Source organism: Bacterioplanoides sp., assembly GCF_965219715.1.
In the GTDB taxonomy this organism is placed as follows: domain Bacteria; phylum Pseudomonadota; class Gammaproteobacteria; order Pseudomonadales; family Oceanobacteraceae; genus Bacterioplanoides.
The window spans coordinates 1,210,318-1,225,235 of the sequence record NZ_OZ244785.1 but is presented as its reverse complement, the minus strand read 5'-3'; the positions used below and the strand labels follow the sequence as shown (position 1 = coordinate 1,225,235).

The window sequence follows — 14,918 nt, the reverse complement described above, 5'->3', positions numbered from 1 at the left end:
CTTATTAATAGTTAGGCGCCAACCAGATGGCGGGTCGCATAGGCCACCATCACACCCAGATAATTGCCAATCACATAGCCAATAATTGCGGCGGCAAAGCCGGGTAAAATAATTTCCCGATTCTTTAATGCACCCGCAATGACTGGAATAAAAGGCACCGACATAATGGCCGCAGACGAGGTGATTAAAAAAGTATCGGTATCAATTTTCAGCAGCTTGCAAATGAGTGCCTGAATAATCAGAGAGCCAATCAGAATAAACCCGATATAGGCGAATAAATCTAAATTCAGGTTAGTCAGGATGCTGGTGTCAGTCATGGTGCCCATGGTGAAACAGAAAACCAGAATTAAATACATGCCCAGTTGAAAGCTGTTAGCCAGTTGGCGTACTTGTGGAATAAATGATGCTGCCAGACCGAATGTCGTCAGACTGATAATGGTGGCTGCAGATGACATAGATTTGGGTAATAAGGATGCCAGTCCAACGGACAAGCCGACAACAACACCCGAGCAAAGCAGTGCCAGGAAGGTTTGAGGCATGGTTTTGGTATTCACCAGAACTTTATAGCTATTGGCGGTTTCATCTGCCATATGAGCAAACTTATCCTGACTCTCGCCGTCATCATGGTTGCCATTTGACTCAAACGGACGCAGAAATAAGCCAAACAATGGCTTAGCCAGAGTCATTACAAACATCAGGTATAACGCCGACAGTAAAATATCGTAGGTCGTCATAGTAACGAAAATGTCCTGATCTGCGTCGATTGCTGTTTTAATCGCCGCCATATTCGGACCACCACCGGTATAAGCGCCGACTGACATGCCAGCAATTTGCCAGATATTCTGTAGCTGGCCATTAAATAGAACTGCGCCTGCTGCACTCACGATCATCACGGCCAGTAGAGCAACCCCCATGCTCTTCATGGTATCCCCGGCCATACTGAGGGAGTGTTTCACATCAATAGAAAAAACCAGCAACGGCAACGCCAGGGCAATCGAAATTTCAGACAAATTAGTCTGTACAGCCGTCAGGCCATCCTTGCCAATCAGTCCCGGTAAATCTAGGCCAGCACTGAGAGCAATGCCTAAACCAAACGATAATACGACGACGCCGATTTTATCGAGTAACTGAAATTTCTGACATAAAATGATCAGCAATGCCGGTACTAACAAATAAGCAATGGCGGCAAATAGGGCAGACACGTTAGATATCCTCGGTTAATCGTTGTTGTTAATTATTATTGTTGTTTTATAGAAACTGTTGATGTCGTTGGTTTGGCGTCGTTCGAAATCTTTTCCGGATAGTTAACTTGTGGGTAGTTAAATACCGGCCAGTACTCACTGATTTCTCCCTGATCCATCACTGCGATATCGCCAAATTGCAAAAATACGGCTTCGCTTTGTGTTGGTCGGAAAAACATAAAATCTTCGCGTCGAATCGAGTGCTCAGCAGCTACTTCGTAAAGTTCCTGATTGCTCGAATGACCGAGAATATTGGAGCGTACGCTGCCTTTTGGATAACACGGTGATGCCAGCCAATTACCACCATAAATAAATAAACCGCGCTTTGGCAGCTTACCAATACGGCGCAACAACGACGACAGACCTGTTGCCATCGGAATTTCTGGATTACTGATATCTTTTAATACCGGAGCTGCGATGTAGCAAGCAGGCTGGTGGTGATCGAGAGTAAATACATCGAAGTCAGTGGGTTTTACCAATGCCGATGCGGTGGCAATTTCGTTCACTAGGCCCGGTTGTTGATACAGAGGGTAAGTGCTGCTGCCGCCCGCGTTTAAGCACAATCGTTTTAGTGCATCGTCGCCGAGTGTGTTACGGATCAGATCGGTAAATTCCTGATAGCGTTTCATCGCCAGGCGGAAGGCTTTTTTGTGCCCTCCTGCGATTGCAGGAATTTTAGTTACGTGGGCTTCATAACCCATCATACCGGAGAGTGTCAGGTTGGGGCTGGCATGAATTAATTTTAGACTTTGTGCAAATTCGTCATGGTCGCTGAAGCCGCCACGATTGAGCCCGACGTTGATTTCCAGGTTGATGCGCAGTTGTAACCCCTGTTGTTCAGCAAAATCGCGATACTCCAGAAGCCGCTCTTTGCTATCAACCAGCCATTGCAATTGGTTCGCTGCTTTAAAGGTGGATTGATTTTGCCCAAGCCACTGGTAGAAGTGACGTACAGCAGCCATCGGCATAGGTTTGCCCATCAGAATATCGGCCTGCGGAATATGCTCAACCACGTGGATCAGAAACGGAACGTGGAAGCTCATCAAGCGATTACTGCCAGTACGACGCATGATGTATTGCAACAGCGGGATAGATGGCAGAGATTTGGCAACGATACGGTAGCTGAAACCGCGGTTAATCGCTTCCAGTACATGGTCAATATTGCGATCCAGGCGCTGCTTATCAATGACCAGTGTTGGGTGGCTGATGCCCGCTTGTTGCAGCGTATTGGTCATGTCCTGGAAGTAGAGATCGCTCATTAAAGTTTCCGCAGTGTGCATGAAGTGGAGTCGTCTTATTATTTTAGTTGTACGTTTGTACCATAATGCTGGGTTGAGTGCCATTCTGCGATAACTTTCAGCAGCATTTTTTGTCTAAAACCAGTAAGCTAGCGGCTGTTTTTGATATTGCCTCCTTGTTTTGCTGAAACCACGCTTTTATGTCTGAATCTGTGACCACTAACGATCAACCGGAAAACGGCCAGGAAACTGCGCCTGATCTGGCCGTGGGACAGAATCCTCAGCAGGAAATGCCATTTGCTCTGGTTCAGGGCGAACCCATGACCCAGCTGCCGCTGGATCTGTATATTCCACCAGACGCTTTGGAAGTAATCCTGGAGCAGTTCGAAGGCCCGCTTGACCTGTTACTGTACCTGATTCGTAAGCAAAACCTCGATATTCTCGAGATTAATGTGTCGGAGATTGTTGAGCAGTATTTGGAATACATCGACATGATGAAAGCGCTGCAACTGGAAGTTGCCGGCGAATACCTGGTGATGGCAGCTATGCTGGCAGAAATCAAAAGCCGTATGCTGTTGCCGCGCAATAAGGAAGCGGACGGCGAAGAGGAGGAAGATCCTCGTGCCGAGCTGATTCGTCGTTTGCAGGAATACGAACGGTTTAAAACCGCAGCCGAAAACCTAGATGAATTGCCACGGCTTGAACGTGATGTTTTTCTGCCGGATGTTGATGCGCCAGAGCGTATTCAGGAGCGTATTCATCCTGACGTTGATATGCAGGAAATCATGCTGGCATTTGCTGCGGTACTGCGTCGTGCAGAGCGCTTTGAACATCACGAAATTCAGCGTGAGCAATTATCCACCCGGGAGCGTATGTCCCAGGTGCTGGATAAGTTAAGAGCAGGGCATTTCACCACATTTAAGTCCCTGTTTGAGCCGGAAGAAGGTAAACTTGGCGTGGTGGTGACGTTCCTCGCTATTCTGGAACTGGTGAAGGAATCGCTGATCGATATCGTTCAGCAGGATACCTTTGGTCCTATCCATGTAAAAACCCGTGAGGCGATCAGCCCACACCGTCAGGCCCGGGATGATGCAGACGACGCCGTCAGCTGATCGTTGATCTGAATCCCGTTAAATAAGACCGTCGTGAGACACTCTTTATGGACGCTTTTTTATGAGCAGGCCCGCATTAAAAAACATTCTTGAAGCTGTATTGATGGCGGCTGGCGGCCCTGTGTCGCTGGAGCGCATGCAGTCACTGTTCGATGATCATGAACAACCCAAAAGCACCGAGCTGAAACAAGCACTCACTGAAATCAAACAGGACCTGTTGGGTCGTGGTATTGAACTGATTGAAGTGGCCACCGGCTATCGTTTACAGGTGCGTACTGAAGTGGCGCCCTGGGTCGGACGTCTTTGGGATGAGCGCCCTCAGCGTTATTCCCGGGCGTTGTTAGAGACTCTGGCTCTGATTGCGTATCGCCAGCCAATCACCCGTGGTGACATTGAAGATGTTCGTGGTGTCGTGGTCAGCTCGCAGATGATGAAAACCCTGATCGAACGCGATTGGGTTCGTATTGTGGGTTACCGGGATGTGCCGGGTCGTCCCGCCATGTACGCCACAACTAAAGAATTTCTCGATTATTTTGGCTTAAAAACTCTGGAAGATTTGCCGAGCCTGATGGAAATCCGCGAGCTTGAAGATACCAATCGCAAGCTTGAGTTGGGTGAAGATGCTGAAGCACGTAAAGAAACACCTAAAGAATACGACTTCACCTCAGAAGAAGATGTTGAAGAGCGGGGTGCCAGTGTACTGGATGCCACAGAAGAGGATCTGGCTAAGGCCGCTGCTCTGGTTGATCGGGTTGAGGCTAACGTGTTTGCCCGACCGGATGATGAAGACGACGAGGAAGGCGGCCAGAACAAACCTCGTGATCTGGGTGACTTGCTCAAGCGTCTGGAAACTGTCGAGAAGGATCGCGACCTCAGTGACCTGGTCGATGAGCAGCAAGCATTGAGTGAAGGGCAGGCGCCTGAGGTTTTGGCTGAGGTTGATGCTGGTACTGAGATGGATGTCGCCGACAGAGAAGGTGGATCGGTAACACTAGTCGATGAAGAACAACCTCCCGAGTTGCAGGTCGCGGATTTTACAGACCAGGCCGTGGATCATAACGGCGCTTCCCAGGAAACGGCCGACGTTCCGAAAACACTGGAAGATGCCCAGCGTGCGCGTTTACTGGCAGAGCAGCAGGCGATTAAAGACAGGTTAATGGCTGAAATCGCTGCTGAACAGGCGGCGCAAGCTCAAGAAGAATTATCCGCCGACCAGGCGTTTGCCCCAGAAATGTTTGACCCTGAAATGGTTGAGACGCAGGTGTTTGAACCGGAAGAGCCTGTCATCGTTGAATCTCATTCAGACGTTGTCGCCGAAGAAGACGAGATACTGGCTGCGGAAGCTCGTGCTGAAAAAGAACTGCTTGAAGCTGAAGAGCAGGAACGCCTGTTGCAGCAAAAGCTTGAACAGGAACGGTTGGAAGCGGAGCAACAAGCTGAACAAGAGTTACTGGAAGCAGAACAGCTAGAGCGGCAAGAACAGCAAATGGCTGAGCAATTGAATCGCGAGCAGGAACAATTGGAAGCGGAAGCCAGGGCAGAGGCCGAGTTGCTGCGAGAAATGTCAGAGCCTTCTCAGGAAGAACCGAGCCCGGCAGAACAGAATGAAGACGACGAAGGCGATCAATCGCCTTCTGGGCCTAGCTTGTTTGGCTGATGCTGGCAAAACAATCGCTGCGGCAAAACGAATTTTAAAGAAGAGATATTATGAGAGAACGTATTCAGAAATTACTGGCCCAGGCGGGTGTTGCATCACGCCGTGAGGCTGAGCGTTGGATTGCCGAAGGCAAGGTGACCGTTAATGGTGAAAAAGCGACGTTAGGTGATCGTGCGCATCGTCTTGATGACGTTCGGGTAAGCGGTCGCCCGATTAAACTGGAAGAAGTGGGTCGCACGCGTCGGGTGCTGGCGTACAACAAGCCTGTTGGTGAAGTATGTTCACGCAATGATCCGGAAGGTCGCCCAACCGTTTTTGATCATCTGCCAAAAACCAAAAATGAGCGCTGGATTAACGTTGGCCGACTGGACATTAATACCAGTGGTTTATTGTTATTCACTACCGACGGTGATCTGGCGAATAAGCTGATGCACCCGTCTTCGGAAATCGATCGTGAATACGCCGTTCGGGTTCGTGGTGATGTTGATGAAGCCATGATTGAGCGTCTGAAAGAGGGTGTGATGCTGGAAGATGGTCCGGCCCGTTTTACCGATGTACAGTTTTTTGATGGCGAAGGTCAGAACAAGTGGTATCACGTGGTTGTGATGGAAGGCCGGAATCGTGAAGTACGTCGCTTATGGGAAAGCCAGGGCGTTGAAGTCAGCCGTCTGAAGCGTGTGCGTTATGGCTGTATTTTTATGCCGGCGAATATTCCGGTTGGTACCTGGGTGGAGCTGAAGCAGCGTGAAGTGAATGACCTTGCCGATTTGGTTGGCCAGGCGCGTAAGCGTACCAAGCGTCTTATTGGTAAAGAAAAAGAGCAGTTTGTGCGTCAGCAAAAACGTCAGAAAATTCGCCAATCTGCAGAGAAACGCAAGAAAGGCTGATTTTTCAATTATAAAAAATAAAAAAAGCCCGATCAGAAATGCTTCTGATCGGGCTTTTTCCTTTTGTCTGATTTAAATCGTTAAACGACTAATCAGAAGCTTTGACGCAGGCTAACAAGGAAAGCCTGTGTTTTACCGTCTTTACCGTAATCTGCTTCTTCAAACTCAAAGCCTGCCAAGCGATTGCCACTCAGCTTGTAGTATGCGCTGCCGAACACGTTGCCATCCAGCTGACGCTGAGTTTTATCGTCATCTTCACCCACTGCATAGCCCAGGTTCAGAGTCAGCTTTTCGCTGGTTTTGAAGGTTGCTGCCAGGGTGGTCGAAGTACGGCCGTCATCTTTACCGGTATCGCGATCGGCAACACGGTGTGCAAAGCCAAAGTCCAGTGCATCGTTAACGACGTATTTAGCGCCCAGGCTGTAGATCATTGGTGCTGCAACATCGATGTTTGCATCTTTAGCTGCACGGCTTTCTTTAACAATAGACTTAATACCAACTGCGTTCAGGGTCAGGCCGCCGAAGGTCGCTGCACCACCCAAAGTTACAGCTGTAACGCCACTGTCGTTCAGTAATTTTTTGCTGCCGCCCTGAGTTAATGGCTCGCCATCAACAAGAACCGGGTTGCCGCCAGCTGTTACTGGTTTGGCGTCTACTGTAGTCTCACGGCCATCTTCTGCAATGTGCAGTGCAACGGTTGCAGTGAATGGGCTGGTAGAGAAACCGCCACCACCAAAGGTGTAGTTAACGGTACTGTCGTTACGGTATCCGTAGCCAACAGATCCTGGCATCAGAGAAGTGATGTAGAAGTAAGAGCCAACACCCTGAACTTCATTGCGGTGAGTGTTCCATGCGCTGTATTCAAAGAATGGAGACCATTGAGCGCCAACTTTAATGTGGTGATCGCCCTTAGACATGCCGAACCAACCCAGGCGAGTACGTGCAAAGCTGCCGCCATCGTCCAATACGTTAATACGAGCTTCAACGCGGTATTTAGCTACCCAGCCATCATCCAGCTCTTCTTCGCCTTTTACGCCCAGACGTGATTGAACGCCGTTTGCCAATGCAAATTCGCGATCGTCTGTGTTGCGGTTAGCTTTGTTGTTTGGATCATCTGAACCACCGTTTGCGAATACGTCAGTGCCATTTTTTGCACTGCTGGAGTAAGACTCCAGACCGATATCTACAAAGCCATAGAAGTTAACGCTTGGGGCTGCAACTGCTTGAGAGGATAAGGCGGCAGCTGCCACGGCAATTGCCAGTGGAGTTTTATAAGACATATGTTCATACCTTGTTGTAATTCTTGTCGCAGGAACAGGGTGTTATTCCTGTGAAATCCGGCGTTACATTACAGTTTTTTGACTAAATGGCCAGTCCGTTTTTTTTGGGGTGTTTACTATTGGTGCTTTCTGCAGGCGTGTAAATAATGAATGCTTGTTAAGAGATAGGTATTAATACTTACGTATAGGGTCTATTTTTTGTGGCTGGTTGATAAGTCTATGAATATAAAGGGAAAATATAAGTCAAATTGTCCCCGTTGTCTTCTCATTGAATGGATATTCAAATCTATTGTTGTTCAAAATGGAATAGAAGGAACGAAGTCAAAATATCTTGGAAAGACATGTAAAAAAATGTATCTGATGATTGTGTGGTCAGGAAATTATTAATTTATTTCTGGTGCAAAATCCCGTGTCTGGAGTTTACGGAATGAGTGAAGTGGCCCAGAGAGCGGGTTCACTGATCCTGATGCCGCAATCAGTAGACAGAGACGGAGGTTCCAGATACCCTGTTGCGCTCTTTGTCTTAGCCTGAATTCGCCATGTTTACCGCCACGTATGCGGAAGCAGGAATTCGGGATCTAAATTTTGTGTTTCACATGTGGCCTTTGGTAGGGGCCACCACTGCGAAAGGATAGGTTCATGCCTGTAATTACTCTCCCTGATGGTTCGAAACGTGAGTTCGACCAACCCGTTACTTTAATGCAAGTGGCCGAAGATATCGGTCCTGGCCTGGCGAAAGCGACTGTATGTGGTCGTATTAATGGCAAGCTGGTTGATGCTTGTGAGCTGATCTCTGAGGATTCTGATATCACCCTGATTACCGGGCGTGATGAGGAAGGTCTGGAAGTGATTCGTCACTCCTTTGCTCACCTGGTTGGTCATGCGGTTAAACAATTACACCCGCACGCCAAAATGGCGATTGGTCCTGTGATTGATGATGGCTTTTATTACGACATCGATTTTGAGCGTCCATTTACGCCGGAAGATGTGGCCGATATTGAAAAGCGCATTAAAGAGCTGATCAAAAAAGACTACGACGTTGTTAAAAAAATGACGCCTATTAAAGAGGCGCGTCGAATCTTTGTTGATCGCCAGGAAGACTATAAAGTCGAACTGATCGATAACCTGATTGAAAGTGGCGAAACCGAGGTGGGTCTGTACCACCACGAAGAATACATCGACATGTGTCGTGGCCCACACGTTCCTAACACCCGTGTATTACGCGTATTTAAACTGATGCGTGTATCCGGTGCTTACTGGCGTGGTGATGCCAATAACCAGCAGCTGCAACGTATTTACGGCACTGCCTGGAACGACAAAAAAGAGCAGAAAGCCTATCTGACTCGTCTGGAAGAAGCTGAGAAGCGTGACCACCGTAAACTGGCGAAGCAGCTGGATCTGTTCCACCTGCAGGAAGAAGCGCCGGGTATGGTGTTCTGGCATCCGAATGGCTGGACCATGTATCAGGTGCTTGAACAATACATGCGTAAAGTTCAGAACGATGCCGGTTATAAAGAAATTAAAACCCCGCAGGTTGTGGATCGTGCATTGTGGGAGAAGTCTGGTCACTGGGAACACTATTCCGATGCGATGTTCACCACTGAGTCAGAAAAGCGCACTTATGCGGTAAAACCGATGAACTGCCCGGGTCATATCCAGGTATTTAATCAGGGTCTGAAGAGTTACCGTGATCTGCCGTTGCGTTTAGCGGAATTTGGTTGTTGTCACCGTAATGAGCCGTCTGGTGCACTGCACGGCATTATGCGTGTACGTGGCTTTACTCAGGATGATGCTCATATTTTCGTTTCTGAAAATCAGATCCGTCAGGAAGCCTCTGACTTTATTAAGCTGACTCTTGATGTATATAAAGATTTCGGTTTCGACGCCGTTGAAATGAAGCTGTCGACTCGTCCGGAAGGCCGTATCGGTGAAGATGAACAATGGGATCTGGCTGAAGCTGCGTTGGAAGATGCCTTAAACGATGCTGGTCTTGACTGGGAGTTACAGCCTGGTGAAGGTGCCTTCTATGGTCCTAAAATCGAATTCTCCCTGCGCGACTGTCTGAATCGTGTTTGGCAGTGCGGCACTTTGCAGCTCGACTTTATGTTGCCGGGCCGTTTGGGTGCACAGTTTGTTGACGAAGATGGCGAGCGCAAAACGCCGGTGATGTTGCACCGTGCTATTCTGGGTTCTTTCGAGCGTTTCGTGGGTATTCTGATCGAACATTACGCTGGTGCTATGCCACCTTGGTTGGCTCCACAGCAGGTTTCGGTACTGAATATCACCGATAATCAGAGCGAATATTGCGAAAAATTGGCAGAAAGCCTGAAATCACGCGGATTCCGTGCCCAAGCGGACTTGAGAAACGAGAAGATCGGCTTTAAAATCCGCGAGCACACTTTGCACAAGGTACCTTACCTGTTAGTGGTGGGGGATAAAGAAGTAGAAGCAAACACCGTAGCTGTCCGTACGCGTAAAGGTGAAGACCTGGGCGTAATGAGTATCGATGCCTTTATCGAGCTGTTGGAAGGCGCTATTGCACAGCGCGGTCGGTTTGGAATGGAGAGCTGAGTTATCAGACGCGATAATAGAAGAGGCCGTCAAGAACCACGCGCGGCTATTAACGATAATATCCGTGCCACCGAGGTACGTTTAATCGGTGCTGACGGCGATCAGGTCGGCGTTGTAAGTATTAAAGAAGCTTTGGAAGCTGCTGCTGAAGCAGAGCTGGATCTGGTACAGATCTCCGACGGCGATCCGATTGTCTGTAAAATTATGGACTTCGGCAAAAAGCTGTACGAAGAGAAAAAGCAGAAAGCCGAAGCGAAAAAACGCCAGCATCAGGTGCAGATTAAGGAAATTAAATTCCGTCCTGGCACTGAAGAAGGCGATTATCAGATTAAGCTGCGTAACTTAACGCGCTTTCTGGAGAGCGGTAATAAAGCCAAAGTATCACTGCGTTTCCGTGGTCGCGAGATGGCCCACCAGAACATCGGTATGGAACTGATGAAGCGTGTGGAAGCTGATCTGGCCGAATTGGGTACTGTTGAACAGCACCCTAAGATGGAAGGTCGTCAGATGGTGATGGTGATCGCTCCCATTAAAAAGAAGTAGTCTGGTTTTCAAAGAAATATAGGCCCCGGTGGAACATGTTGTTGAACCGGGGTTTATACGTTCTGCCAGACGCTGCAGTAAGCTCATTTTTGTGAAGCTTGCTGTTACTACGGCAGGTGTCGACGCAGGGTCTTAGTTTCTGCGCGCACCATAACTTTGGAGTTCAAAAATGCCTAAGATCAAAACTAAGAGCGGCGCTGCGAAGCGCTTCAAAAAGACTGCGAACGGTTTCAAGCACCGTCAGGCTCACCGTAGCCACATCCTGACCAAGAAGAGCACTAAGCGTAAGCGTCACTTACGTCCAATGCTGCAATTACACGCTGCCGACAAAAAGTTGGTTGTGCGTATGTTACCTAACCTTTAATCGGTACTGTTCAGGAGATAAATTATGGCTCGTGTAAAACGTGGTGTTGTCGCTCGTCGTCGTCACAAAAAAATTCTGAAGCAGGCTAAAGGTTACTACGGTGCTCGTAGCCGTGTATTCCGCGTAGCTAAGCAAGCGGTTATCAAAGCTGGTCAATACGCTTACCGTGACCGTCGTCAGCGTAAGCGTCAGTTCCGTCAGCTGTGGATCGCGCGTATCAACGCTGGTGCACGTCAGAACGGTCTGTCTTACAGCAAGTTCATCAATGGCCTGAAAAAGGCAACTGTTGAAATTGACCGTAAGGTACTGGCTGATTTAGCAGTTAACGAAAAAGCAGCGTTTGCGGCTCTGGTAGAAAAAGCCAAGTCCAGCCTGTAATTTCGCCGGTTTAGTCCGGAACAGGCTCCGCGCAAGTGGAGCTTAGGAAATAGGGGAGTGGATTCGTTCATTCCCCTATTTTTTTGTCGTTTTATCCGTCATCAGGAAGCGACATATTCAGTCTTTAAAGACTCAACAATTATTGAATCATTATTCATTGTTGATGCTTAGTCATTGTTGAAAACAAGCAACGTGGAAACCAACATGGAAAACCTCGAAGCCCTGACAAAACAAGCCCTGGGCGCCGTCGAACAAGCGCAGGACATCGCTGCGCTGGATCAGGTCCGGGTTCAGTTTCTGGGTAAAAAAGGGGAAATCACTTCCCTGATGAAGAACCTGGGTAATGTCGCACCGGAAGATCGTCCAAAAATTGGTGCGGTGATTAACGAAGCCAAAACCCAGGTACAGAATGCGATTAATGCACGCAAAGAAGCGCTGGAAACAGCCGCGCTGAATGCCAAGCTGGCGAGTGAAACCATTGATATCACTCTGCCGGGCCGTGCAGCACAAACCGGTGGTTTACACCCGGTGACCCGCACTCTGGAACGAATTGAAAGCTTTTTTGCCGGTGCTGGTTACCAGGTGGCAGAAGGGCCGGAAGTGGAAGATGACTTCCACAACTTCGAGGCATTAAATATTCCATCGCATCACCCGGCTCGTGCCATGCACGATACCTTCTATTTTGATGCGCACACGCTGCTGCGTACCCACACCTCACCGGTTCAGGTACGTACCATGGAAGCTCAGCAACCACCGATCCGTATTATTTGCCCGGGTCGTGTATACCGTTGCGATTACGATCAGACGCATTCACCTATGTTCCACCAGGTGGAAGGTCTGCTGGTCGACAAAGACATCAGTTTTGCTGATTTAAAAGGCACGCTGGAGCAATTTATGGCGGCCTTCTTCGAGCGCGACGTAAAAGTGCGTTTGCGTCCGTCATATTTCCCGTTCACTGAGCCATCGGCTGAAATCGACATCGAGTGGATTGTGGAAACGCCGGAAGGTACCAAGCACGGCTGGCTGGAAATTGGCGGCTGCGGCATGGTGCATCCAAAAGTATTTGAGGCCGTTGGCATCGACCCAGAACAATACAGTGGTTTTGCTTTCGGTATGGGTGTTGAGCGTATGGCGATGTTGCGTTACGGCGTAAACGACCTGCGTTTATTCTTCGAAAATGATCTGCGTTTCCTGCAGCAATTTAACTAAGGGGCACCCGTATGAAATTTAGCGAACAGTGGTTACGCGAATGGGTGCAGCCTGCCGATTCTGACGGCGCGTGGGGCACTCAACAATTATGTGATCAGGTCACGTTAGCTGGCCTGGAAGTCGACGGTGTTGAAGACGTTGCTGGAGAGTTTTCCGGCGTTGTGGTTGGCCTGGTGGTTAAGCGCGAACAACATCCGGATGCTGACAAATTAAGCCTGTGTCAGGTGAGTGACGGCAACGAAACGTTCCAGATCGTATGTGGCGCACCGAATGTGCGTGAAGGTCTGAAAATTCCTTTCGCCAAAATCGGAGCTGTGCTGCCAACAGAAGACGGCAAAGGTTTTAAAATCAAAAAAGCCAAGCTGCGTGGTGTCGAGTCTTTCGGCATGTTGTGTGCCGAACAAGAGCTAGGTTTATCCGAAGCCTCTGATGGTCTGATGGAGTTACCGGAATCGGCACCAGTGGGTGATGACTTCCGTGAATATTTAGCTCTGGATGACAAAATCATCGAAGTGGATCTGACGCCAAACCGCGCTGACTGTTTAAGCATTGCCGGTTTAGCACGTGAAGTGGGTGTATTAAGCAAGTCTGACGTTCAGGGCCCGGCGATTGAAGCCGTTGCTCCGGCGGTTGACGATAAAGCCTCGATCGAAGTGTCTGCCACCGAAGGTTGCCCGCGTTATTTAGGTCGTATCGTTAAAGGTGTTAACGTGAAAGCGGAAACGCCACTGTGGATGGTTGAAAAGCTGCGTCGTAGCGGCATCCGTTCCATCGATCCTGTGGTTGATATCACCAACTACATCCTGCTGGAACAAGGCCAGCCGATGCACGCATTTGATCTGGCTAAGATCGATGGCGGCATTCGTGTGCGTATGGCCGAGCAGGGTGAAAAACTGACTCTGTTAGATGGTCAGGAAGTTGAACTGAAAGACAACACGCTGGTAATTGCTGACCATAACAAGGCGCTGGCGATTGCCGGCATCATGGGTGGCGAACACTCTGGTGTGAACGGTGAAACTCAGGATCTGTTGTTAGAAGCCGCTTTCTTTAACCCGATTACTATTGCTGGCCGTGCACGTTCTTACGGTTTGCATACCGACTCTTCCCACCGCTTTGAACGTGGTGTGGATTATGAGCTGGCGCGTAACGCAATGGAGCGTGCTACCGCTCTGGTTATTGAAATCTGTGGTGGTCAACCAGGTCCAATTGTTGAAGCCTTAAGTGAAAAAGATCTGCCAGTAGCAGCTGATATCACCTTACGTAACCGTCGAGTTAAGCAGGTTCTGGGTCTGGAAATGGCACAGGACGAAGTGACTGAAATCCTGACGCGTTTAGGTATGGATGTCACCGTTAACGGCTCTGGCGACGATGTAAGCTGGACAGCAAAAGCACCAAGCTATCGTTTCGATATGGCGATTGAAGCCGATCTGATCGAAGAACTGGCGCGTATTTATGGCTACAACCGTTTGCCGGTTCGTACACCAAAAGCGCATACGCCACTGGCCACTGCGCCAGAAGCGAAAATGGGTATCAAAGACCTGCGTCGCCAGCTGGTCGCTCGTGGTTATCAGGAAGCGATTACTTACAGCTTTGTTGATCCTAAGATGCAAAAAGCCATGGACCCGGAAGTTGAAGGTCTGGCGCTGCTGAATCCGATTTCCACCGAGATGTCGGTGATGCGCACTAACTTATGGGCGGGCCTGGTAGGCGCGGTTTCCCATAACCTCAAGCGCCAGCAACCACGTGTTCGTTTATTCGAAACCGGCCTGCGTTTTGTGCCAACGGTTGTTGATGGCAATAGCGAATTAATTCAAACACCAACCCTGGCGCTGGCTGTATGTGGTACCCGTATGCCACAGTCCTGGAGTGCTCAGGATGAAGCGGTTGATTTCTTCGACGTAAAAGGTGATGTCGAAACTCTGCTGGCACGTACCGGTGAAGCGGACGCTTATAAGTTTGTGGTTGCTCAACATCCGACATTACATCCGGGACAAAGCGCTCGTATCGAGAAAAACGGCAAGCCGGTTGGCTGGATTGGTGCCATTCACCCAAGTCTGCAGAAGCAGGTGGGTGTGAAACAAACCGTATATCTGGTTGAGCTGGATCAGGAAGCGATTCAGCAAATGGCGGTTCCAGCCTTTGGTGAACTGTCGAAATTCCCTGAAATGCGTCGTGACCTGGCCCTGGTTGTTAAGCAGGAACAGCAGGTTGAAGACGTGTTTGCGGCGATTCGCGCCAAAGCCGGAGAATACCTGACAAACCTCAACCTGTTTGACGTATATGTTGGCAAAGGTATTGATCCAGATAGAAAAAGTCTGGCTTTAGGCTTGACCTGGCAGCATCCTTCACGCACTCTAACTGATGAAGAAGTGAACGATTCGGTGAATGCCGTACTCGCTCACCTTGAACAAAGTTTGGGAGCAACGCTAAGGGGTTAG

General features: G+C 49.1%; 12 protein-coding genes. 9 read left to right on the top strand and 3 right to left on the bottom strand.

Annotated elements, in window-relative coordinates; translation table 11 throughout:
- Positions 1 to 11 precede the first annotated feature (11 nt).
- Together ACOQOZ_RS06070 and ACOQOZ_RS06065 are read right to left on the bottom strand one after the other, a co-directional pair.
- Entirely contained in the window at positions 12 to 1,202 is a 1,191-nt protein-coding gene (locus ACOQOZ_RS06070; protein ID WP_420591379.1) for a DUF819 family protein, read from the bottom strand.
- A 35-nt stretch (positions 1,203 to 1,237) separates the two neighbouring features.
- Positions 1,238 to 2,500: a DSD1 family PLP-dependent enzyme gene (locus ACOQOZ_RS06065; protein ID WP_420591378.1), complete on the bottom strand. Its 1,263-nt coding sequence runs from the start codon at positions 2,498 to 2,500 to the stop codon at positions 1,238 to 1,240.
- Positions 2,501 to 2,679: 179 nt separating this feature from the next.
- Between ACOQOZ_RS06065 and ACOQOZ_RS06060 the strand changes: the two genes are divergently transcribed.
- The 3 genes from ACOQOZ_RS06060 to rluB all read left to right on the top strand — a co-directional run bounded on the left by ACOQOZ_RS06060 (position 2,680) and on the right by rluB (position 6,135).
- Positions 2,680 to 3,591: a segregation and condensation protein A gene (locus ACOQOZ_RS06060; RefSeq protein WP_420591377.1), complete on the top strand. Its 912-nt coding sequence runs from the start codon at positions 2,680 to 2,682 to the stop codon at positions 3,589 to 3,591.
- 61 nt (positions 3,592 to 3,652) lie between these two features.
- Positions 3,653 to 5,248, top strand: coding sequence for an SMC-Scp complex subunit ScpB (gene scpB / locus ACOQOZ_RS06055; RefSeq protein WP_420591376.1), 1,596 nt, complete (start codon positions 3,653 to 3,655; stop codon positions 5,246 to 5,248).
- Positions 5,249 to 5,298: 50 nt separating this feature from the next.
- On the top strand, positions 5,299 to 6,135 hold the full coding sequence (gene rluB / locus ACOQOZ_RS06050; RefSeq protein ID WP_420591375.1) for a 23S rRNA pseudouridine(2605) synthase RluB: 837 nt from the start codon (positions 5,299 to 5,301) through the stop codon (positions 6,133 to 6,135).
- A gap of 92 nt (positions 6,136 to 6,227) precedes the next feature.
- Here the strand turns inward: rluB and ACOQOZ_RS06045 are convergent, their stop codons facing one another.
- Positions 6,228 to 7,415 (bottom strand): porin, encoded by a 1,188-nt coding sequence (locus ACOQOZ_RS06045; protein ID WP_420591374.1) that lies wholly within the window; start codon positions 7,413 to 7,415, stop codon positions 6,228 to 6,230.
- Between the two features lie 639 nt (positions 7,416 to 8,054).
- Between ACOQOZ_RS06045 and thrS the strand changes: the two genes are divergently transcribed.
- The 6 genes from thrS (at position 8,055) to pheT (ending at position 14,918) form a co-directional block, all read left to right on the top strand.
- Positions 8,055 to 9,986, top strand: coding sequence for a threonine--tRNA ligase (thrS, locus tag ACOQOZ_RS06040; RefSeq protein WP_420591373.1), 1,932 nt, complete (start codon positions 8,055 to 8,057; stop codon positions 9,984 to 9,986).
- A gap of 3 nt (positions 9,987 to 9,989) precedes the next feature.
- Positions 9,990 to 10,529: a translation initiation factor IF-3 gene (gene infC / locus ACOQOZ_RS06035; protein ID WP_420592399.1), complete on the top strand. Its 540-nt coding sequence runs from the start codon at positions 9,990 to 9,992 to the stop codon at positions 10,527 to 10,529.
- A gap of 169 nt (positions 10,530 to 10,698) precedes the next feature.
- Positions 10,699 to 10,893 (top strand): 50S ribosomal protein L35, encoded by a 195-nt coding sequence (gene rpmI / locus ACOQOZ_RS06030; protein ID WP_068658711.1) that lies wholly within the window; start codon positions 10,699 to 10,701, stop codon positions 10,891 to 10,893.
- Positions 10,894 to 10,917: 24 nt separating this feature from the next.
- The gene (gene rplT, locus ACOQOZ_RS06025) at positions 10,918 to 11,271 is read left to right on the top strand and encodes a 50S ribosomal protein L20 (RefSeq protein ID WP_068435564.1); all 354 of its coding nucleotides are present in this window, start codon (positions 10,918 to 10,920) and stop codon (positions 11,269 to 11,271) included.
- Positions 11,272 to 11,475: 204 nt separating this feature from the next.
- Positions 11,476 to 12,480 carry a phenylalanine--tRNA ligase subunit alpha gene (gene pheS / locus ACOQOZ_RS06020; protein WP_420591372.1) on the top strand — a complete coding sequence of 335 codons (1,005 nt, stop codon included), beginning with the start codon at positions 11,476 to 11,478 and terminating at the stop codon, positions 12,478 to 12,480.
- Between the two features lie 11 nt (positions 12,481 to 12,491).
- On the top strand, positions 12,492 to 14,918 hold the full coding sequence (gene pheT / locus ACOQOZ_RS06015; RefSeq protein ID WP_420591371.1) for a phenylalanine--tRNA ligase subunit beta: 2,427 nt from the start codon (positions 12,492 to 12,494) through the stop codon (positions 14,916 to 14,918).

What these genes read in the sequence shown, in the direction of transcription:
- ACOQOZ_RS06065 (WP_420591378.1), bottom strand. Translation starts at nt 2,500, where the DNA reads ATGAGCGATCTCTACTTCCAGGACATGACCAATACGCTGCAACAAGCG.
- pheS (WP_420591372.1), top strand. Translation starts at nt 11,476, where the DNA reads ATGGAAAACCTCGAAGCCCTGACAAAACAAGCCCTGGGCGCCGTCGAA.
- rpmI (WP_068658711.1), top strand. Translation starts at nt 10,699, where the DNA reads ATGCCTAAGATCAAAACTAAGAGCGGCGCTGCGAAGCGCTTCAAAAAG.
- thrS (WP_420591373.1), top strand. Translation starts at nt 8,055, where the DNA reads ATGCCTGTAATTACTCTCCCTGATGGTTCGAAACGTGAGTTCGACCAA.
- scpB (WP_420591376.1), top strand. Translation starts at nt 3,653, where the DNA reads ATGAGCAGGCCCGCATTAAAAAACATTCTTGAAGCTGTATTGATGGCG.
- rplT (WP_068435564.1), top strand. Translation starts at nt 10,918, where the DNA reads ATGGCTCGTGTAAAACGTGGTGTTGTCGCTCGTCGTCGTCACAAAAAA.
- pheT (WP_420591371.1), top strand. Translation starts at nt 12,492, where the DNA reads ATGAAATTTAGCGAACAGTGGTTACGCGAATGGGTGCAGCCTGCCGAT.
- ACOQOZ_RS06060 (WP_420591377.1), top strand. Translation starts at nt 2,680, where the DNA reads ATGTCTGAATCTGTGACCACTAACGATCAACCGGAAAACGGCCAGGAA.
- ACOQOZ_RS06045 (WP_420591374.1), bottom strand. Translation starts at nt 7,415, where the DNA reads ATGTCTTATAAAACTCCACTGGCAATTGCCGTGGCAGCTGCCGCCTTA.
- rluB (WP_420591375.1), top strand. Translation starts at nt 5,299, where the DNA reads ATGAGAGAACGTATTCAGAAATTACTGGCCCAGGCGGGTGTTGCATCA.